Below are 20,528 nucleotides of genomic sequence, written 5' to 3'. Positions count from 1 at the left end.
GCCCTTAGTCGTCCTGCGGCTTGATGAAATCGGCAATCGGCGGAGCCTTCAGGACGAACTGGCGATCCGAGGTGATGTAGTTGTCGGCGTGCAGCCGGGCGATGGGCTGGTAATTTTCGGGGTCGACATAGCGTCCCTCCGCGTCCAGGCATTCGCGCCGCACATGCATGTGAACGACCTCGCCGAGAACAAGCGTTCGCCGCGGATAATCGATGAGCCGCTCGACGCGGCATTCGAAAACGCAAGGCGATTCCGCCGCATAGCTTGCGTCGATCTGGCTGCAGGCGGCTGCCGTCAGCCCGGCCATGGAAAGTTCATCGACCTCGTTGTCAAAACCGAGGCCGCAAACCAGCATCTGCTGCGAAAGCGCCATGTCCACCATGTTGATGGCGAATTCCTGTGTGCGACGGATATTCATCATCGTATCCTTTTCCTCACCGGTCAGGCGGGGCTGGATGCCGAGCACCACGATCGCCGGATCATGGGAGAAAACATTGAAGAAGCTCATCGGCGCCGCATTGCTATGGCCGGCCTCTGAGCGGGTCGTCACCAGGGCAATCGGCCGCGGTCCGATGAAATTCGTCAGCAAACGGTAGCGGCTGAGCGGCTCAAGCTCGGTGAAGTCGAATTCCATGGTACATTCCCGATTTAATAATCTACAATATAATTTCACATTGTTGACAATTCCGCAATCTAAATCCTATTGTTGCAGTTGACTTTTTCTGCCGCTTCGCGCTTGTCTAACCCCAATTGGGAGTGAAATTCATGGCTGAGCAAACCGGCCCGTCTACACAGCAAATTGTCGAGAAAGTCTGGCTGTCGATCGCCGAGCGCCGGCTCCGTCCCGGAGTCCAGCTGAAAGAAGAGCAGATGGCTGCAATCTTCAATGTCAGCCGCGCCCGAATCCGGCAAGCGTTGACCGTTCTGGAACGCGACGGTCTGGTCACCATCATCCCCAATCGCGGCGCGTTCGTCTCTAAGCCTTCGGTCGAGGAAGCCCGCGACGTCTTCTTCGTGCGCCGCACGGTGGAGCGCTGCGTCGTCGAGCGGCTGTCCAGATCGGTTTCCAAGCCCGACCTCAAGCGCCTGCGCGACCATGTCGCCAAGGAGCGCATTGCCAACGCCCAGGATATCACCACCGACATCATCAAGCTTTCCGGCGGCTTCCACCTGCTGCTCGCCGAAACCGTCGGCTCGGACTTCCTGTTTACGACCATGCGGGACCTGATCTCCCGATCGTCGCTCATCACTGCCGTCTACCGCAACACCAACCGGTTCAATTGCGGGCCGGACGAGCATGCCGAAATCGTCGAAGCGATCACCAACAACGATGCGGAGAAGGCCACGCGCCTGATGGCCCATCATCTCGAGCATGTCGAATCCGAACTCGACCTCAGCGAGATCCGCGACCTTTCCCACGACCTRCGCGCCGCCCTCGCCTGACCCAGGGCGTCACGCACGACTGCACAACTCCTTAATTCGGAATCGATTTAAGGAAGAATTATGCAGCAAATTTAAAGTTTTACAGCGCCCCTTGTGCGTCATGAATGACGCGCGGCGCTGTAGCCGCTTCTTCCATGACGAGATGGCAAGCGACGCGCGTCCCGTTTGAAAGCGTGCGGACGGCCGGCACTTCCGCCGAACACCGCGCCGTTGCAACCGGGCAGCGCGGATGGAAGGTGCAGCCGGACGGCGGTTTAAGCGGGCTCGGCACTTCGCCGCTGGCCGGTTCCCGGTCGCGCTGCGGTTTGGCGATATTGGGAATAGTCTGCAGGAGAAGTTGTGTATAGGGGTGGCGCGGGTGGGCAAAAAGCTCCTCGGTATTCCCCTCCTCCACGATGCGCCCGAGATACATCACGGCGATGCGATCGGACATGTGGCGCACCACGCTCATGTCATGGCTGATGAAGAGATAGGTCAGGCCCAGCTCGTCCTGCAGCCTGCGCATGAGATTCAGGACCTGCGCCTGCACAGACACGTCGAGCGCCGATGTCGGCTCGTCGCAGACAAGGAATTCCGGCTCGCTCGCCAGAGCGCGGGCAATGGAGATGCGCTGACGCTGGCCGCCGGAAAACTCGTGCGGAAATTTTTCGCCGTCCGAGGCGGAAAGCCCGACGGTCAGCAAAAGTTCCTCGACGCGTTCCATGACCTCGGCCTGCGTCTCGCGCAGCTTCAGCTCGCGCAACGGTTCGGCTATGATGTTCTTCACCCGCCAGCGCGGATTGAGCGAGGCATAGGGATCCTGAAAAATCATCTGGGCCGAAAGCGGCGCGCCCGAGCGGCCCGGCGCAAAACGAACCTCGCCTGCGCTCGGCCTGTGCAGGCCGGTGATGAGCCGCGCGACTGTGGACTTGCCGCAGCCACTCTCGCCGACGATGCTGAGGCAGCCGCCAGCCGGGACAGTAAAGTCGATATCGTTCACCGCCTGGACGAACTGGCGGGGCTTGCGCTCGATGACACGATTGAGCCAGGGCGCCGAAACGTCGAAGGTCTTGACCAGGCCGTTGACGGTCAGGGCCGGCGTTTTCTGAGCGGTCATGCTGTTCCTCCCGCATTGAGCCAGCAGGCGCTGGCGCCCTCTCCGGCAGCTATCAGTTCAGGCCTCTCGCGCAGACAGCGCGGACCGGCCGACACGCAGCGCGGATTGAAGGCGCAGCCCGTCGGAATGGCGTCGAGGCGCGGCATCGAGCCGTCGATCTGGTTAAGCCTCTCCACCCGCGCCCCAAGCGACGGGATCGAGGCCATCAACCCTTGCGTATAGGGATGACGCGGCGCATGCAGCACCTGTTCGACCGGACCGATCTCGATGAGCCTGCCGGCATAAAGCACGGCGACGCGATCGGCGGCTTCAGCAATCACGCCCATGTCGTGGGTCACGAGCATGACGGCCGTCTGTTTCTCCTTGCAGAGCCGGCGCAGCAGCGAAATGATCTGCGCCTGGATCGAGACGTCGAGCGCCGTGGTCGGCTCGTCGGCGATGATGAGCTTGGGGGATGCCGCGAGCGCGAGCGCGATCACCACGCGCTGGCGCATGCCGCCGGAGAACTGATGCGGATAGTGATTGACCCGCTCCTCTGGCGAAGGAATGCCGACATCGCGCAGCAGCTGCACGGCACGCGCCCGCGCCTCGGTCTTGCCGAGCGACAGATGCTGGCGGATCGTCTCCGTCAGCTGCGCGCCCACCGTGAACAACGGATTGAGCGAGGTCAGCGGATCCTGGAAGATCGCGCCGATCTCCCGGCCGCGAATGCTTTCCATTGCCCGGTCGTCAAGCGTATCGATACGACGCTTGCCAAGCCAGATTTCGCCGGCGGCGATATGGCCGGGCCGCTCGAGCAGGCCCTGGATTGCCAGGCCCGTCATCGACTTGCCGGCTCCGGATTCGCCGACGACACCGAGGATTTCGCCGGCGCGAATGGAAAGGTTGATATCTGACAGCGCCGTGACCGTGCCGCGGCGGCTCGGAAACTCGACCTTGAGATTACGGACATCAATGACCGTTTGTTCTGCTTCACCCATTTGCGTCCACCTCAATCGGATAGCTCGGCGGGAAGATTTCCGAAACCGGGGGATTGGCCCAGCTTCGCTCGGGATATTTGGCGATCAGCGTGTCATATTGGGTTTGCGCCTGCACCCGCGCCTTCTCCATGTCGATGCCCGCCACCTGGCGCGAAAGCATGGAGATGCGGCCGTCGACGACGACGGCGCGAGTGACCTTGCCGGAACCGCCGGTGACCAGCGTCGTGATCGGATCGATGGACGGCGCCATGACCGTGTCGTCCAGATCGAAGACGGCGATGTCAGCGCGGGCACCCGGCGACAGGTGGCCCAGATCCGAGCGGCCGAGCGCCCGGGCGCCGCCGAGCGTCGCAGCGTCATAGAGATCGGCTGAGCGCACCTGATCCGACGCTCGATCGTTGATGCGGCAAGTGATCAGCCCGACGAGCAGGTTCATCAGCATGTCCGCCGGCGTCGTGTCGGTGCCCATGGCGATGTTGATGCCGCGCTTGCGACAGGAAGAGAACGAATTCAGCGTGCTGCCGCCGCGAGCGGAAACCAGCGGGCAATGTACGATGGAAACGCCGTTTGCCGCATAGAGCGCCAAGTCTTCCTCGGTCGCGTTGGTCGCGTGCGGTGCGATCAACCGGTCGCTGAGAAGGCCGGCCTTGGCCAGCCAGACCGGCGCGGTCGAGCCGTGCAAGGCGTGGACCGTATCGACTTCCATGGCACCCTGCGCCATATGCAGGCGGAACTTGCAATCGAGATCGCGGGCGGCGGCGTCCGTGCGCTGCAGCAGCGCCAGCGTCGACGTCTCGACCCGATCGGGCGCCAGCATGCCGCGCACGAGATCGCCGTGGCTGCCGTTCTGCCGCTCGATATAGGCGATTGCGTCGCTCAGCCCCTTAAAACCGCGCTCCTCGTCGAAGACCGGCACCATCCGTCCAGGCTCTTCCAGCACCATGCCGCCGGCGCGATAGGCCGGGCTCAGGTAAACGCGCAAGCCGAGCTCGCCGGCAGCATCGGCTGCCGCGTCGAATTCGGCCACTGTTTCGCCCCACTCACGGTAGAACAGCGAAGCGATGGGGGCGGCAGTGGTGATGCCGTTCAGGAGAAGCTGGCCGAAGGCAAAACGCTTCTGGAAGGCCAGCTCTTCCTGGCTGTACATCTCATAGGGCCCCGCCTCCACATAGGAGCGCGGCCAGACACGGCCCTTGGCCCAGCCAGGATGATTGTCGATGCCGAGAACGGTGGTGTCGAGGTCGGAAAGCGCGTCGAGATCGATCAGGCCGGGGCTGATCAGGGCATTGCCGAAATCGATACGCCGGGCCACTTCGCCAGGAAAGCGGTGGCCGACAAAAAGCATCTCGCTATTTTCGAAGACCACCTCGCCGTTGCGCAAAAGACGGTGGCTGCCATCCTTGTGGCCGACGACCCAGCTTGCGGTAAGGAGCGTGCGGCCTTCAGGACGGCGGCCGAGCGCCAAAGATGCCATAGCTTCGCTCATCATGGCATCTCCACCACGGCCTTGCCCTGGCGGGCAGTAACCCGACCGCCCTTGACGACCAGCGGCCGGGGCGCGATATCGACGACGGCATGGGCGAGCGTCTCGCCGGTCAGCAGCGTGAAATCGGCTTTGCAGCCGACTTGCAGGCCATAGTTTTCAAGCCGCATGACATCGGCGYCGCCCTGCGAGACGACGTGAAGCACATGAGCAAGCTCGATATCCGAGCGCAGACCGTTCTTCATGCCGATGACCTTGGCACGGTCCAGCATATCCGGCTGGCCCCAGGGCCCCCAGGTATCGCGGATACCGTCGCAGCCGCCACCGACACGGACACCGGCTTCCTTCAGCCGCATGATCGACGGCACGCTGGCCGAGGGCGCGCCGGTGGTCAGGATCGCGACATCAAGGTGGGAAATCTGCTCGATCAGCTTACCGACCCGCAGATAGTCGTTCATGCCGAGCGCGAAGGCATGGCTGATCGCCACCTTGCCTTCCATGCCGTTGGCGCGGATGCGCTCGAAAATCAGCTCCATGGTGAAGGCACCAAGATCGCCCGCCTCATGCAGGTGGATATCGATCGGAACAGCGTGTTTGACCGCCAACGCAAAGAGGATGTCGAGCTGGCCCTTGGGATCGCGGTCGATACCGCAGGGATCGATACCGCCCAGAACCTCACAGCCCTGGCGCAGCGCTTCGTCCAGAAGCTCCAGCGTGCCGGGCATCACCATGACGCCGGATTGCGGGAACGCGACGATCTCGATATCGATGATGCCGTTCAGCTTCTCGCGTGTCTCCCAGATACCCTCGACCAGCGAAAGCCCATGGGTCGGGTCGATATCGACATGGCTGCGGATATGGGTCGCGCCATTGGCGGCGAGCCCGATTGCATGACGCATCGACTGGCGATGGGCGTCGATGCCAATCTCAAGGCGGTTTTCGCGTTCGAAATCGATCCGCTCGCGCAGGATCGCCGCGCGGTTGTTGACATGCCAGGGCATGCCCCAGGTGGTCTTGTCGAGATGCGTGTGGGCGTCGATCAGGCCGGGCGCGACGATCGCGCCGCCGCCGTCCTCGACGGCCATGCCGGGTGCAGCTTCGAATGTCCCGAAACCGGCAATCTTCCCGCCCTTGATTAGGATGTCGCAGCGTTCGCCGGCCATCGGCCTGACGTTGCGGAGCAAAAGATCGTGCATGAACTTACCTCAGTTTCGGATTAAGCGCGTCGCGCAGCCAGTCGCCGAGCATATTGACGGTCACGACAAGCAGGCAGAGTTGAACGACGGGGAACAGGACGATCCACCACGAGCCGGAAAACAGGAACTGGTTGCCGATGCGGATCAAGGTTCCGAGCGAAGGCTGGCTCGGCGGCATGCCGATGCCGAGGAACGACAGCGTCGCCTCCGTCAGGATGGCCATGCCGAAGTTGAGCGTGGCGGCGACCATGATCGGCGTCAGCGTGTTCGGCAGGATGTGATTGGCCATGATGCGCCGTGACGGCACGCCGATGAGCTTGGCCGCCTGGACGTAGTCCTTGCCGCTTTCGACGATCGCCTGGGCGCGCACCGTTCGGGCATATTGCACCCAGGCCGAAAGCGCGATGGCGAGAACGAGCACGGCGGACGCCCCGACCTCGCGCAAGCTTTCCGGCAGCATCTGGCGCACGACCGTCGATACCAGGATGGCAACGAGGATCGTCGGGATGGACAGCGTGATATCGCCGATGCGCATCAGGAGATTGTCGATGAAGCCGCCGAAATAACCGGCGACCAGACCGGCGGTCATGCCGATCACAAGCGACAGTGCCACCGAAGCTATGCCGATGACGATCGAGATGCGCGTGCCATAGAGAATGGCCGAGAGCATGTCGCGCCCCTGCGTATCCGTGCCGAGAAGGTAGGGCCATTCGCCGCCCTCCTGCCACACCGGCGGCAGTTCTGCCTTCCACATATCGAGCGAGGCGCCATCATAAGGGTTCTGTGGCGCAATCAGCGGCGCGAAGATCGCCGTCAGGATCAGGATCGCCAAAAGCAGGGCACTGATCTTTGCGGATTTGCTCTGGGTGAAGGACCACCAGACGTCGCTTTTTCGGATGCGCTTGAAGAGCGAGGGACGGGCGGCCTTGGCCGTTTGCGAAAGTTCCGTGGTCATCGAACCGGCTCCCGTTTCTTAGCGTGCAGTGCGCAAGCGCGGATCAATCACCGCATAGGCGATGTCCACCAGCGTGTTGAGGACAACAAAGATGAAGGAAATGATGCAGAGATAGGCGGCCATGACCGGGATATCGAGGAAGGTCACGGCCTGGATGAACAGCATGCCCATGCCCGGCCACTGGAACACGGTCTCCGTGATCAGCGCAAACGCGATCAGCGAGCCGACATTCATCGCCGTCATGGTGACGACGGGCATCAGGCAGTTGCGCAGGGCATGGCGGAAATAGATGCGCCAGCGCGGAATGCCGCGGGCCCGCGCGAACTTCACGAAGTCGGAGCGCAGCACTTCCAGCATTTCCGCCCGCACCAGCCGCATCACGAGGGTGATCTGGTAAAGCGACAGCGCGATCGAGGGCAGGACCAGCGCGGCACGGCCGGAGGGGGTGAGCAGGCCGGTGGACCACCAGCCGATCTGCACCACGTCGCCGCGGCCAAAGGCAGGCGCCCAGCCCATGATCACGGAAAAGACGAGAATCAGCAGGATGCCGACGACGAAGCTCGGCAACGACACCCCGACAATGGAGATGAATTGCAGGCCCTCCGCGTACCATTTGCCGCGCCTGATCGCGGTCAACACGCCGAGTGGAAGACCGACCACCAGCGAGATGATGGTCGCCACCAAAACCAGCTCCAAGGTGGCCGGAAAGCGTTCCGCAATCAGGGGCAGTACCTTTTGGCCATTGCGGTAGGAAACCCCGAAATTGCCCTGCGCCGCATCGGTGACGAAGCGGATATATTGCGTCGGCAGACTGTCGTTGAGGCCGAGCCGCTCGCGCAGCTCGGCGCGATCGGCCTGCGATGTCTGCTCGCCCACCATCAGCTCGACGGGATCGCCCGCAAGCCGGAAGATCAGAAAGGCAAGCAGGGCGACGGCAAGCATCACCAGGATTGCGTTTCCGAAGCGCTTGATAATGAAAACCAGCATGGTGACCTCTTGGCTACGCTCCGGCCTCCGGCAGACCCTGCCCGGACGGTTCGATCAATGACGTTCAGAGTTGGGATGGCCATTTAGGGGCGCATGCCAAGGCCTAACCGGCCAGCACGCAGCCCAAATCGCAGCAGCCTCAGCCGCCACGAGACGAGCGCTCCTCGCGCAACCTCCCTTGTTCTCGTTGTCCGCCATTAAAGCAGGGTTTCAGATCTTGTCAACTTAATTGTAGACAATATTAGCCGATGAAGTCGCCATTTCCTCAACATTCCTTGTCTTCTTTGCCTGTCCACAAAGGATAACTCGGAGAAAACAATGCCTCCACGGGGGGATGTTCCCAGCTTCTGTCCGGATACTTGGCAATGAGCCCCTCGAACTGGCTCTGCGCCTGCTTGCGCGCTTCGTGCATGTCGAGGCCCGCCAGTTTCCCCTCCAGCATGGAAAGCCGCCCATCGACAAAGACAGCCTGCGTGACCTTGCCTGAACCRCCGAGCACGAGCGTCGTGATCGGATCGACGCTGGGCGTCATGTGGGGATCGTCGAGACGGAAGACGGCGATGTCGGCCCGAGCGCCCGGGGAAAGCCTGCCGATATCGGTTCGGCCAAGCGCTTTGGCGCCGCCGAGCGTTGCCGCATCGAACAGGTCAGCGGAAAGCACTGCATCGGGTTTCTTTTTGCTGATGCGGCAGGTAACGAGCCCCATCAGCAGGTTCATAAGCATGTCGGGCGGCGCCGTATCCGTCGCCATGCCGATATTGATGCCGAGCTTGCGGCAGGCAGAAAAGGAATGAAGCATGCTGCCCATGCGGGCAGATACCAGCGGCGAATGGGCGATGGACACGCCATGCGCGGCGTAAAGCTCGAGATCCCGCGTGGTGGCGTGGGTGGCGTGGGGAGCGATCAGTCTTTCGCTGAGAAGGCCGTGGTTTGCCATCCATTGCGGCCCGGTCGCGCCGTGCAGCCGTTGCATTGTCTCAAGCTCCATCGCCCCTTGCGCCATATGCAGCCGCACACGGCAATCCAGGTCGCTTGCCGCCGCCATCGTCCGCTCGAGAAGCTCCAGCGTACAGGTTTCCACCCGGTCCGGCGCCAGCAGGCCGTTGACGAGGCCGCCATGGCAGCCCTGCCGGCGTTCGATGAAGGAAACGGCATCGCGCAGGCCAAGCAGCCCCCTTTCCTCATCAAAGACCGGCACCATCCTGCCCGGCGCTTCCAGCACCGTGCCTCCGGAACGGTAAGCCGGGCTGAGGAAAACACGCAAGCCAAGCTCACCCGCCGCATCGGCAGCCGCCTCGAACTCGGCAACCGTTTCGCCCCATTGCCGATAATAGAGCGAGGCGATGGGGGCCGCCGTCGTGATGCCGTTGAGAAGCAGAAGGCCGAAAGCGAAGCGCTTCTGGAAAGCCAACTCCTGCGGGCTGTACATTTCGTAGGGTCCGCGCTCGACATAGGACCGCGGCCATATGCGCCCCCGCGCCCATCCCGGCTGATTGTCGAGCACCAGCGTATAGGTATCGAGATCGGACAGCGCATCGAGATCGATGAGGCCGGGGCTGATGAGAGCCGTGCCGAAATCGATACGCCGCGCAACCTCGCCGGAGAATGTCTTGCCCGCGAAAATCACCGCGCCATTCTCCATGACGATTTCGCCGCGCGGCACCAGATGGTGGCTGTCATCCCGCCAGGCGAGCACCCAGTCCGCGGTCAAAAGCGTTCGGCCCTCTGGCCGCTTTCCAAGCGTCAGCATATGCAGAAAATCAGATGTCATTATAAGCTCACGATCGTAGCAACTATTTGAAATTCATAAAAAAGAGCGCCTCATGGGGCCATGAGGCGCTCTTTCCGTCTGGTCTGCGGAAGCAAACCTTACTTGCCCATCTGTGTCCGCCAGTGGCGCGGCTTGTTGTCGGCGCGGAAATCGACGCTCTTGACGGAGGCCAGCATAGCCCAGGCAATCGGCTGCTGGTGCAGCGGGATCAGCATGACCTCATCCTTGGCGATCGTCAGAGCCTGTGCTTCCAAGGCAAGGCGCTTGGTGTTGTCCTGCTCATGCGCTGCCTGATCGACCAGCGTGTCGAGCGCCGGGTTGGACCAGCCGCCGTAGTTGGAGACACCCATCGCTCCCTTGCGGGTCGACAGCACCTGCGCCAGCAGCGAATAGGCATCGAGCGTCGGCTCGTTCGCCCAGCTGAGGTTGAACATGTCGGCCTTGCCGGCGCTGCGCTTCGGCGTTTGCACGGCGCGCGGCGCGATATCGATCGTCGGGTTGAAACCGCCGCGCTTCATCATGTTGGCGATGCCCGAGCAGATGTCCTCCTCGTTGATGCTTTCGTCGTTCATGCAGGTGTAGGTGAAGGCAAGGTCCTTCTGGCCGGCCTCGACAAGCAGCTTCTGCGAGAGTTCCGGATCGGCCGGTTTGTAGGTGTCGAGCGAGGCGGAGTAGCCCGAGATTTCCGGCGCGATCAGCGAACCGGACGGACGCGCGAGGCCACGCATGACCTTCTTGTTGATCAGGTCGCGGTCGACCGAGGCTTCGACAGCCTGGCGCACGCGCACGTCGTTGAAGGGATTCGGGCGGCCATCTTCCAGCTTTTCCTTGCCGTTGAAGTTGAGGAAGACGGTGCGCAGTTCGGTACGCTTCTTCACGGTGAGGCCCGGCGAAGATTCCAGACGCGGCAGATCCTGGATCGGCGCGGAATCGATCAGGTCGATTTCGCCGGATAGCAGCGCGGCGACGCGGGTCGCTGCAGAGGTAATCGGCATGAACTCGATGCGGTCGAGATTATGCTTCTTCTCATCCCACCAGCCGTCATTGACGACGAGAACGGTCTTGCTGTCGGGAACGCGGCTTTCGAGCTTGAACGGACCCGTGCCGTTGGTGTGCAGCGTGGTATAGCCTTCGACCTTGGCGGCGAAATCGGTCGGCTTCTCGCTGTTGTTGTCCTTCAGCCACTTGGCGTCGAAGATGAAGATGTTGGTGATGTCATTTAGGAACAGGGCGGTCGGTGCGGTAACGTCGATATCGACCGTATGGTCATCGACTTTCTTGACGCCGGCAAACAGCGGAATGTTGCCACGCAAAGGCGAGGTCTTGTCGGAGGCGCGGTTGAAGGATGCGACCACGTCGTCTGCCGTGAAATCGGCGCCGTCGTGAAACTTCACGCCCTTGCGAAGCGTGAAACGCCATGTCTTGCCGTCGATGAGCTTCCACTCGGTGGCAAGCGCCGGCTCGATCTTGAAGTCCGGGTCGTAGCGAACCAGTCCCTCATAGATATGGTTGAGGAAGGCGAGGTTCGATGTCGATGGCACCGAATAGGGGTCGAGCGAATAGAGATCGGCTCGCCCGCCCCAGCGAAGCGTCTCTGCGCTGGCGGGCACTGCAATGGCAGCCGCGGCAAGCGCGGCAAGAATGAAGCTTTTCACACGGGACATGTTCTTCCCCTTTTTGGATTGTTGGTGAGCCTGCGCGGCCGAGCCATCAGGCAAAAGAGAGTATTGTTTCGCCCGCCTCCATTGTCAATGATATTGTTGACAATTATCGTGACCAAAATTTGGCACAAATATCGCCAAGATTGGCAACTATTGAATGAGGAGGAAAACGGCATGGGAAATTTCCTGCTGCTTCACGGCACGATCGTTACCGTGGATGGCGAGCGACGCATCATCGAAGACGGCGCGCTGGCCATCAAGGATGACAGGATCATCGACATTGGCACGGCCGGCGATCYGGCGCCGCGGCACACCGACAAGCACGTCGTCGATTGCCGTGGCAAGCTGATCATCCCCGGCCTCATCGATGCCCATGGCCACGCCGGCCATGCGCTGATCCGCAGCATCGCCGCAGACACGAATTCGATGTGGATGCGCGTCGTCACCCCCGCCTACTACCACTATGTCACGCGCGATTACTGGTATGCCGACGGCCTCGTCTCCGGTCTTGAACGGCTTCGCGCCGGGGTCACGACCGGCGCCAGCATCATCACCTCGATGCCACGCGCCGACGATCCGGTCTTCGCCATCAATCACGCCCGCGCCTACAGCGAGATCGGCCTGCGCGAGATCATCTGCGTCGGCCCGTCTGGCCTGCCCTGGCCGCATCCCGTCACCCGCTGGGAAAGCGGCAAACCCGAGCGGCGCAACATCGCCTTCGAAGAAATGATGGAAGGCACGGAAGCGGTCATCGAGGCACTCAACGGCAGCGCCGAAGGCCGCATCAAGGTGTTCCTGACACCGTTTACGATCGTCCCGTCCGTGGAGCCATCGAACGCATCCGCCCCGGATCAGGCGGTGAAATTGACCGAAAACGATCGGATGCAGGCACGTCGCGTCCGTGAAACGGCGCGAAAATGGGGCGTCCGGCTGCATTCCGATGCCTTTGCCGGCCAAATCCGCATGGCCTTTCAGGACAAGGAAAATGCGCTGCTAGGGCCGGATATTCACCTCCAGCACTGCTGGGGCATCTCGCATGAGGAGATCGATATCCTTGCCGAGACGGGTACCCATGTCACCCACGCCCCGCCCGGCCGCTCGACACCGATCATGGAGATGATGTCGAGGGGCATTCGCGTCGCGATCACCACCGATGGCGCGGCACCGAGCCGCCATTTCGACATGCTACAGACCGCAAGGCTCGCACAGTTCACCCAGCACCTGCTTCACAACCATGATCGCTATCTGCTGCCACCCGGCAAGGTCTTCGAGATGATTACCATCGATGCCGCCCGCGCCATCGGCATGGAGCACGAGATCGGTTCGCTGGAAGTCGGCAAGAAGGCAGATATCGCCATCATCGACATGCGCAAACCGCATCTGATGCCGATGTGGATGCCGGTTCACCGGCTTGTCCATCAGGTACTGGGAAGCGATGTCGATACCGTCATCGTCGATGGCAAGATGCTGATGGAAGGCGGCAAGGTTCTGACCGCCGATGTCGATGCGGCGATCACTTTCGGCCAGGAGGAAGCGCTGGCGTTCGCCGCGCGCGCCGGCCTGCAGGCCCACATGCACGAACCCGGCTGGGGCAAACTGCTGCGCACGTTCGAGGAGCCCGTCATTCCGCCCCAGCCGCCGGCTTGCTGACCGGCGGAAAGGGCATCGAGAAGGCATATCTCGCGCAATGCGGGATATGCACCACAATGCGGCCGAGGCTGTGATTGCCGGTCAAGTAAAATTTTGTAGACAAAACTGTACACATTACCACGACTTAGGCGGCCCGGCACGCATGCGCAACCGCGTGATCCGGCTAACTGTCTCTTACAACACTCGCACTCGGTGGCATTTCAAACTCCTTGAAGGTATGCCCGAGTTCGCGCATCATTTCATAGCGTTTGAGCGCCTGGTCGCCGAGGCGGCCGGCCACGGAGTTGATGAGCAGATTGAGGATGACGGAGACGCTTGCGGTCGAATCCCAGAAAGCTTTCACATGGGTCGACCCCTGAAGCACGAGTTCGGTGAACTCATAGGCCCAGTTCGAGAACCGGTCAGTGACGATAATCAATGGCATCTTCATGTCTCGGACACGCTCGGCAAGAAGCACGCCCTTGCGCGCATAGGCTGCCGTATCGACAAGCACCAGGCAGCTTTCTTGCGGGTCACTCTCGATAATCTCCGAGTATACRCCTGTACCGCCCTCGGCAAAGCGCACGCCGCCACGGGCATATTTGAGCCGGCTTGCGAAATCCAGCGCAAGACCCTTCGACGCCTGGAAGCCGACAACATGCACTGTCTTGCATCGCGTCAAAAGCTCGGCCGCCGCGTGCCAGCGTTCGAGCGTCGTCAGCAGATAGGCGTCGGTGATGGCCCGCAGTTCCAGCTCGAGGCTGGCCTCCAGTTCCCCGACGTCGCCCCGCTGGACCCGAAACCGCTCCAGCGTATCATCGAGCACGCGCCCGCTGCCGCTCTCGGCCGGTTTCAACGTATCCTTCAGGTCCTTGAGGCTCGCATAGCCCAGACCGCGGATGAACCGGATGACACTCATCTCACTGACGCCCGCCTGGGCGGCGATCGTCGCGCCGGTCTCATAGGGAATGTTCTGCAGGTTGTCGCGCAGGTAGGAAGCAATAATCCGGCCGGAACGGGTGAGAGAGGCATCGCCCTCCTTGAGAACCTGCTCCAGTGGCGAGTGGGTTTGTTCAGTCTCGGCCGTGTCCCGCATTGGATGCTCCGGTTCGTTCCAGCGCTCGCTCGAGGCGCGGCGCAGATTGCAACAGTAGCTTCGTATAGCTTTCTTTGGGGCGATCGAAAACCGCCTCGGCGCTGCCGAGTTCAACCAGCTTTGAGGCCCGGAAGACGGCGATGCGATCACAGAACTTCCGCACCACCGAAAGGTCGTGGGAGATATAGATCACCGTCAGGTGCCGCTCGCTGCGCAGACGCTGCAGCAACCTCAGGATCTGCGCCTGGATTGTCACGTCGAGTGCAGACGTCACCTCGTCGGCGATCAGCACCTCCGGATCGAGTGCGAGTGCCCGTGCGATGCCGACCCRCTGGCACTGCCCGCCCGACAGTTGCCGCGGTTTACGATCGGCAAACTCCAGAGGCAGCTCGACCTGGCGCATGAGCTCGCGGGCGCGCACGAGCGCCTCGTTGCGGGTGGCAAGACCGTGCCGGACCATCGGCTCGGCAATTGCGTCGATAATCCTCATGCGGGGATTGAGCGAGTCGAAAGGATTCTGGAACACCATCTGGACCTTGCGCCGGTATTCCGACAGTTCGGCCCCCTTGAGCGCCGCAATATTTCTGCCGCGAAATCGGATTTCGCCACCGGACGGTTCTGCCAGCCGCATGATGGCCCGCGCTACGGTGCTCTTGCCCGAACCGCTTTCACCGACAATGCCCAGGGATTCGCCGGCTTCGACAGTCAGGTTTGCTTCCTGCAAGGCGCGCACCACATCCTTTCGCCTTCCCGGCAGGGCACCCGGTTTGGAATAGGTAATCGACAGCCGGTCCACCTCGATGAGCGGTGTCTTGGCCTGCTCCTCCCGCGCGACCGGCGCAAGCGTCAGCAAGGACGGCTGGGAATCGATCAGGAGCTTTGTGTATTTATGCTGCGGTGAACGCAGGATCTCGTTCGCTGGCCCCTCCTCCACGATCTCGCCGTTGCGCATCACGACAACGCGATGGCAAAGCTCGGCAACGACAGCCAGATCATGGGAGACAAAGACGATGCTCAAGCCCTGGGTGCGGTTGAGTTCGCCCAGCAGATCGAGAATGCGCGCCTGCACCGTCACGTCCAGCGCCGTGGTCGGCTCATCCGCCAGCAGCAGCCGCGGCCGGCAGGCGGTGGCACTGCCGATCATGCCGCGCTGCTTCATGCCGCCGGAAAGCTCGTGCGGATAGGCGTCGATGCGGCGCTCGGGCTCGTTGATCTGCACTTCACGCAAGACGTCGATCGCGTTCTGCCGCGCCTCTTTGCGGGTCTGTCCAAAATGATGGCGCAGGGATTCCATCACATGCCCGCCCAGTGTCATCAATGGATCGAGATGCGACGCGGGATTCTGGAACACCATCGAGATGTCGCGCCCGCGGATCGCGCGCATCTCCTCGCCCGAGAGCTCGAGGAGATTTTTGCCGTCAAAGCCTATTCGCCCGCTGACGGAAGCGGAGCGGGGCAAGAGCCCGAGCAGCGACCGGCAGGTAACGGATTTGCCCGAGCCACTCTCCCCGACCACCCCCAATATCTCGCCGGCATCGACGCCAAACGAGATATCCTTCACGATCGGCACATTGCCGAAGGCGATGGAGAGGTTCTCGACCTCAAGCAGGCGCTGTTTGGATTTCGCAGTCATCATGTTCATCGTCCCAGAACCCTTGATAGGCCGTCGCTCGTAAGGATGAAGCCAAAGCCGAGCGTTGTCGCCGCTAGACCGGGAAAGAAGCATATCCACCAGGCATCGACGACATAGGGCTGGCCGTCAGCGATCATTGCCCCCCATTCCGGCGTCGGCGGCTGCACGCCCAGGCCGAGGAAGCCGAGGCTTGCGCCGGCAAGCAGCACGAGAACAGCATCGGTCGTCGCAAAGACCAGCAAACTGGAAAACGTGTTCGGCAGGATATGGCGCACCATGACGACGATTGGCCCATAGCCCAGCGCCTGCGCCGCCGTCACGAATTCCCTGTTCTTCAGGACGAGAACCTCCGCCCTCACAAGGCGGGCGTAGGACACCCATCCGACGAGCGCCAAAGCCACGAAGTAGTTGTACAACCCCGGACCGAGCATGCCGACGATGGCGATCACCAGGACGAAGAAGGGGAAGGCCACGGTGATATCGACCATCCGCATCATTACCGCGTCGGTGAGCCCCCCGGCATATCCTGAGATGAGGCCGATCGTAGCGCCGATGAGCAGAGGCGGAATGACACCGGCGATCCCCATCCAGATGTCGATGCGGGCAGCATGGAGGACACGCGAGAACACGTCGCGGCCGAGTTGATCGGTGCCGAAGAAATGGTCGGCAGACGGTGGCTGCAGCAGGCCGATGAGGTCGATGCCGTTGGGGTCTGCACCGGAGAACAGTGGCGCAGCGGAGGCGAGAACCACCCAAGCCAGGATAATGGCCGTCCCGGCGGCGATCTCGATCGCACCTGGCCCGAAGTGACGGCGCGCGCTTGCAGGCGAGAGGCTCATCATAGTTTCACCCTGGGATCTATCATCGTTGAAAGGATGTCGATCGTCAGCGTTACGATCACCGACGCGAGCGCGTAGAACAGGGTCAACCCCTGGATGACGTTGTAGTCGCGGCCGAGAACCGCGCCGACCATCAATGTGCCGAGCCCCGGCACCGCATAGATGATCTCGACGACGACGGAACTGCCGATGAGAAAGGCGATCATCACGCCGAGAAGATTGAGCGTCGGTAGAACCGAATTGACGAGCACGTGACGGCGGAAGATATACCCCTCCCYCAGTCCCTTGGAGCGGCTCGCCGTGACATAGTCGGATTCCGTCTCGTTGATCAGCGCCGCGCGCAGATTGCGTAAAAGCAACGGCACCAGCCACGTCGCGGTGCTGATGGCCGGCAGGAAGAGATGATGGAGATGCCCCAGGAACCCCTTGCCGTAGCCGCTCACCGGAAACCAGCCGATTTCGACGCCGAAAAACCGGGACATCATCAGCGCCAGCCAGAAGACCGGGATGGTCATGCCCAGGATGGCGAACGCCCGGATGAGATGATCGGGCCAGCGGTCGCGGCAACGCGCCGAAACGATTGCCAGCACCACCGTTGCCGGAACGCTGATCGCCACAACATAGGCGATCAGGAAAAGTGTGGGCGGCACGAAGTCGAGGATCAGGCTCCCGACCGGCATCTGGTAGCGGATCGAATGGCCGAGATCCCCGTGCAGAACATTCGACAGATACGTGAAATACTGCGCGATCAGCGGCTGATTGAGGCCGTACTGCTCGCGCAGCTGCTCCACGGCCTCCGCCGTGGCGCGGTCGCCCAGCAGCAGCCGGACCGGATCGCCGGGCGAGAGCTGAACGAGTAGAAAGCTTACCAGGCTGATCCCGAAAAGGACCGGGATCAGCTGGAGCAGACGTTGCCCTAGGGCGGACAAGGACGACATTGGGAACCTCGAACTCTTTCTCAGACGACGGCGCGAAAATGGGCTGCTGTCACTCGCCAGCGAATACCGCTTCCTCAAGCGACCATTGCAGCATCGGGTTCATGCCCAAGCCCTTGAGGCGTTCGCTGTAGGCATTGGCGTAGGGAGCGTAATAGAGCGGGATCTGCGACACTTCCGAAGTCGTTATCTCCTGGATCTGCCGGTAGAGTTCGGCGCGCTTGCTCTCGTCGAGCTCGCCTGCCGCGGTTTCGGTCAGCTCATCGACTTTCTTGTTGTTGTAGCCGGTATAGAAGCTCTTGGTGCCGCAGGAGCCGCAAAGAGCCCAACGGACCGCAAGATCGGGGTCGAGCGTTTCGTTGTACCACCAGCTCGGTGCCGCATGGTAATCGCCGGCAGCAACGCGCTCCCACCAGGCGCCACGATCGAGCTTTTCGATTCTGGACTTGATACCGACGGCGGCCCATTGCGCCTGGATCAGCACGGCCAGCTTGTCATTGTCGCCGGTCGCGTTTGCCAGAAGGACGAGCTCTTCGCCCTTGTAGCTGGACTCCGCCAGAACCGCCTTCGCCTTCGCCGGATCATAGGGGATGCCGGGATAGTCCGACGCATGATAGTCAAGGGCACCCGGCAGCGTCGTCGTCGCCGGCTTGGCATGTCCGAGCGTCATCGCCTTGGTGATGGCCGGCACGTCCAGGGCAAAGGCCGCCGCCTGGCGGACCTTKATGTCGTCGAACGGCGGTTTCGTTTCGTTCAACAGTGTCATGTAGATCACTGTCGAGGGCTCGAGCGGAAGCTTCAGTCCCTCGCGCGACTGCACCTCGGACACACGCGACCATGGAATGTCGCGCGTCGCATCCAGCTCGCCCGAAAGCATCATCGAAACGCGTGTGTTGGCGTCGGAGATTTCGATAAGTTCCGCGCCGTCATTTTTCGGGAACCCCGTTCGCCAATAGTTCGCATTCGGCTTCAAAATCAACCGGTCGTTGGGGCGCCACTCGCCGACGATATAAGGCCCCGATGTCACAGGTTCCTTGGTGAAGGCGTCCTTGCCACGCTTTTCGACATCTGCCTTGGAGACGATGCCGGCGTTGAAGACCTCAAGATTGCCGAGGAACGGTGCGAAGGGGTGTTTCAGCGTGAGGACGACAGTCTTGTCGCCCTCTGCACGCGCGTCCTTCAACTGCTGGAGCGGCGCGGAATAGGCGGATTCCTTGTCGTCGCGCACGCGCAACAGGCTGAACACGACATCTGCGCCCGTGATGGGGCTGCCGTCGGAAAACTTGGCGTCGCGCAGCTTCAACGTCACCACCGTACCATCGGCGGAAACGTCCCAGGACTCGGCAAGGCCGGGCTGGAGCGCGCCATCGGCGCCCCGGCGCAAGAGGCGTGAATAGAGCTGCCCGAAGACCTCGATGTTGCCCGCCGACGACGAACGCATCGGATCGAGCGTGCTTGTCGGATAGGGCGAGCCGACGCGGATCAGGTTTTCAGCGGAGGCGGCAGCGGGTGCCGTCAGAAGGGCAAGTGTCATTGCTATGCCTGCGGCGGCGTTACGGTGCCAATGCATCTCAGTTCTCCCTTTTTTTTTGCAGAAAGGCGCTCATCGCCTCTTCCATTTCGACTTTGATGCAAATATAACAGTTATGTCAATAGATGATGTTTACGTATCAAACCGGGAGTCGAGAATGCACCAGTCAGGGAAAAAATCCCGTGCCCGYGAGCTGGGTCTCGCCTTCGAGGGCCAGACGGGAGACTTCAACGCGATCACTGACGTACCAGGTGTCCTGGTCGGGTACTCAACGATGATTGAGGGCGACGGACCGTTGCGGCAGGGTCACGGACCTGTGCGCACCGGCGTGACGGCAATCCTTCCGCGCGGCCGCGACAAGACGATGAAGCCGGTCTGGGCGGGGTTCCATGCGCTCAACGGCAATGGAGAGGTAACGGGCGTGCAATGGATCAAGCACGCCGGCCACTTCTATGGGCCGGTCTGCATCACCAATACACATGGCGTCGGCGCAGTCCACGAAGGCGTCACCTCCTGGATGATCGAGAATTACGCCGAAGACTACTCTGAAAAGCACGTCTGGGCCCTGCCGGTCGTCGGTGAGACCTATGACGGCACGCTGAACGACATCAACGGCCTGCATGTCCGCCCCCATCACGCCCGTGCAGCGATCGAAACGGCTGGGAGCGGCCCGATCGCCGAGGGCAATGTCGGCGGCGGAACCGGTATGGTCGCCTACGAATTCAAGGGCGGTACCGGAACCGCCTCGCAGATTGTCCGGCTCGGCGGCAAGGACTACACGGTCGGAGTCCTGGTGCAGGCCAATCACGGCCTGCGCGACTGGTTCACCGTCCTCGGCGTGCCTGTTGGTCGTCATCTCACAGCCGACAGGCTCAGAGCGACCGAACAGGGCTCGATTATCGTCGTCATCGCGACGGACATCCCGATGTTGCCACATCAACTCGAGCGGGTCGCGCAGCGCGGCTCAATCGGGATCGGCCGCAACGGGACGCCGGGCGGCAACAATTCCGGTGACATGTTCCTAGCCTTCAGCACGGCCAATGAGGTCACGCGCGATGACTTCATCAACGTGCCGCGCGGCATGGACTGCATGCCCGATGAATGGTTCGATCCGGTCTATCTGGCAACCGTTCGGGCAATCGACGAAGCGATCGTCAATGCCATGCTGGCCGCCGAGGACATGGAAACGTTGAAGCCGGAGGGTAAAATCTGCCGGGCGATCGATCCGGCAGCGCTGGTCGAAATCATGGCGCGATACGGAAGGATAGCATGAAACGAGCCTGTCTTCTGCAT

Annotated in this window: 17 protein-coding genes; 3 read left to right on the top strand and 14 right to left on the bottom strand. The window is 61.7% G+C overall.

The genetic code is table 11. The features are described 5' to 3' along the window. Positions 1-4: 4 nt before the first annotated feature. Positions 5-634: a flavin reductase family protein gene (locus tag AC1D17_RS21585; RefSeq protein ID WP_477567358.1), complete on the bottom strand. Its 630-nt coding sequence runs from the start codon at positions 632-634 to the stop codon at positions 5-7. 131 nt (positions 635-765) lie between these two features. Between AC1D17_RS21585 and AC1D17_RS21580 the strand changes: the two genes are divergently transcribed. Further along, a complete protein-coding gene (locus tag AC1D17_RS21580; protein ID WP_477567357.1) occupies positions 766-1,443 on the top strand; it encodes a GntR family transcriptional regulator in 678 nt (225 codons plus the stop codon). Between the two features lie 79 nt (positions 1,444-1,522). Here the strand turns inward: AC1D17_RS21580 and AC1D17_RS21575 are convergent, their stop codons facing one another. From AC1D17_RS21575 to AC1D17_RS21540, 8 genes are all read right to left on the bottom strand, one after another. After that, a complete protein-coding gene (locus AC1D17_RS21575) occupies positions 1,523-2,539 on the bottom strand; it encodes an ABC transporter ATP-binding protein (protein WP_477567356.1) in 1,017 nt (338 codons plus the stop codon). After that, entirely contained in the window at positions 2,536-3,519 is a 984-nt protein-coding gene (locus AC1D17_RS21570; RefSeq protein WP_477567355.1) for an ABC transporter ATP-binding protein, read from the bottom strand. Before AC1D17_RS21570 ends, AC1D17_RS21575 begins: the two co-directional genes overlap by 4 nt. After that, on the bottom strand, positions 3,512-5,005 hold the full coding sequence (locus AC1D17_RS21565; protein ID WP_477567371.1) for an amidohydrolase family protein: 1,494 nt from the start codon (positions 5,003-5,005) through the stop codon (positions 3,512-3,514). The genes AC1D17_RS21570 and AC1D17_RS21565 overlap by 8 nt, the downstream gene beginning before the upstream one ends. After that, complete coding sequence (locus AC1D17_RS21560; RefSeq protein WP_477567354.1) at positions 5,005-6,198, bottom strand: amidohydrolase family protein; 1,194 nt, start codon at positions 6,196-6,198, stop codon at positions 5,005-5,007. The genes AC1D17_RS21565 and AC1D17_RS21560 overlap by 1 nt, the downstream gene beginning before the upstream one ends. Positions 6,199-6,202: 4 nt before the next feature. Further along, positions 6,203-7,153 (bottom strand): ABC transporter permease, encoded by a 951-nt coding sequence (locus AC1D17_RS21555; protein WP_477567353.1) that lies wholly within the window; start codon positions 7,151-7,153, stop codon positions 6,203-6,205. Between the two features lie 18 nt (positions 7,154-7,171). Next, a complete protein-coding gene (locus AC1D17_RS21550; RefSeq protein WP_477567352.1) occupies positions 7,172-8,140 on the bottom strand; it encodes an ABC transporter permease in 969 nt (322 codons plus the stop codon). 265 nt (positions 8,141-8,405) lie between these two features. Continuing rightward, on the bottom strand, positions 8,406-9,911 hold the full coding sequence (locus AC1D17_RS21545; protein WP_477567351.1) for an amidohydrolase family protein: 1,506 nt from the start codon (positions 9,909-9,911) through the stop codon (positions 8,406-8,408). A gap of 98 nt (positions 9,912-10,009) precedes the next feature. Then, positions 10,010-11,575: an ABC transporter substrate-binding protein gene (locus AC1D17_RS21540; RefSeq protein WP_477567350.1), complete on the bottom strand. Its 1,566-nt coding sequence runs from the start codon at positions 11,573-11,575 to the stop codon at positions 10,010-10,012. Between the two features lie 171 nt (positions 11,576-11,746). Between AC1D17_RS21540 and AC1D17_RS21535 the strand changes: the two genes are divergently transcribed. Continuing rightward, positions 11,747-13,222, top strand: coding sequence for an amidohydrolase family protein (locus AC1D17_RS21535; protein ID WP_477567349.1), 1,476 nt, complete (start codon positions 11,747-11,749; stop codon positions 13,220-13,222). A gap of 163 nt (positions 13,223-13,385) precedes the next feature. Here the strand turns inward: AC1D17_RS21535 and AC1D17_RS21530 are convergent, their stop codons facing one another. From AC1D17_RS21530 to AC1D17_RS21510, 5 genes are read right to left on the bottom strand one after another with little or no spacing between them, the layout of a single operon-like run. Continuing rightward, positions 13,386-14,297 (bottom strand): MurR/RpiR family transcriptional regulator, encoded by a 912-nt coding sequence (locus AC1D17_RS21530; RefSeq protein WP_477567348.1) that lies wholly within the window; start codon positions 14,295-14,297, stop codon positions 13,386-13,388. Next, on the bottom strand, positions 14,275-15,930 hold the full coding sequence (locus tag AC1D17_RS21525; RefSeq protein WP_477567370.1) for a dipeptide ABC transporter ATP-binding protein: 1,656 nt from the start codon (positions 15,928-15,930) through the stop codon (positions 14,275-14,277). Before AC1D17_RS21525 ends, AC1D17_RS21530 begins: the two co-directional genes overlap by 23 nt. Positions 15,931-15,935: 5 nt before the next feature. Continuing rightward, on the bottom strand, positions 15,936-16,769 hold the full coding sequence (locus AC1D17_RS21520; protein WP_477567347.1) for an ABC transporter permease: 834 nt from the start codon (positions 16,767-16,769) through the stop codon (positions 15,936-15,938). Then, on the bottom strand, positions 16,769-17,707 hold the full coding sequence (locus AC1D17_RS21515) for an ABC transporter permease (protein WP_477567346.1): 939 nt from the start codon (positions 17,705-17,707) through the stop codon (positions 16,769-16,771). The genes AC1D17_RS21520 and AC1D17_RS21515 overlap by 1 nt, the downstream gene beginning before the upstream one ends. Positions 17,708-17,756: 49 nt before the next feature. Next, positions 17,757-19,274 (bottom strand): ABC transporter substrate-binding protein, encoded by a 1,518-nt coding sequence (locus tag AC1D17_RS21510; protein ID WP_477567345.1) that lies wholly within the window; start codon positions 19,272-19,274, stop codon positions 17,757-17,759. A gap of 118 nt (positions 19,275-19,392) precedes the next feature. Between AC1D17_RS21510 and AC1D17_RS21505 the strand changes: the two genes are divergently transcribed. Continuing rightward, positions 19,393-20,508, top strand: coding sequence for a DmpA family aminopeptidase (locus AC1D17_RS21505; RefSeq protein WP_477567344.1), 1,116 nt, complete (start codon positions 19,393-19,395; stop codon positions 20,506-20,508). Positions 20,509-20,528: the final 20 nt, after the last annotated feature.

It is taken from the genome of Pararhizobium sp. P1_E7, assembly GCF_056405855.1.
This window is presented reverse-complemented; position numbering and strand designations above follow the sequence as displayed.

Bases quoted from the DNA above. Each gene is read 5' to 3' on its own strand.
- AC1D17_RS21585 (WP_477567358.1), bottom strand. From the start codon at position 634: ATGGAATTCGACTTCACCGAGCTTGAGCCGCTCAGCCGCTACCGTTTG.
- AC1D17_RS21575 (WP_477567356.1), bottom strand. From the start codon at position 2,539: ATGACCGCTCAGAAAACGCCGGCCCTGACCGTCAACGGCCTGGTCAAG.
- AC1D17_RS21570 (WP_477567355.1), bottom strand. From the start codon at position 3,519: ATGGGTGAAGCAGAACAAACGGTCATTGATGTCCGTAATCTCAAGGTC.
- AC1D17_RS21565 (WP_477567371.1), bottom strand. From the start codon at position 5,005: ATGAGCGAAGCTATGGCATCTTTGGCGCTCGGCCGCCGTCCTGAAGGC.
- AC1D17_RS21555 (WP_477567353.1), bottom strand. From the start codon at position 7,153: ATGACCACGGAACTTTCGCAAACGGCCAAGGCCGCCCGTCCCTCGCTC.
- AC1D17_RS21550 (WP_477567352.1), bottom strand. From the start codon at position 8,140: ATGCTGGTTTTCATTATCAAGCGCTTCGGAAACGCAATCCTGGTGATG.
- AC1D17_RS21540 (WP_477567350.1), bottom strand. From the start codon at position 11,575: ATGTCCCGTGTGAAAAGCTTCATTCTTGCCGCGCTTGCCGCGGCTGCC.
- AC1D17_RS21520 (WP_477567347.1), bottom strand. From the start codon at position 16,769: ATGAGCCTCTCGCCTGCAAGCGCGCGCCGTCACTTCGGGCCAGGTGCG.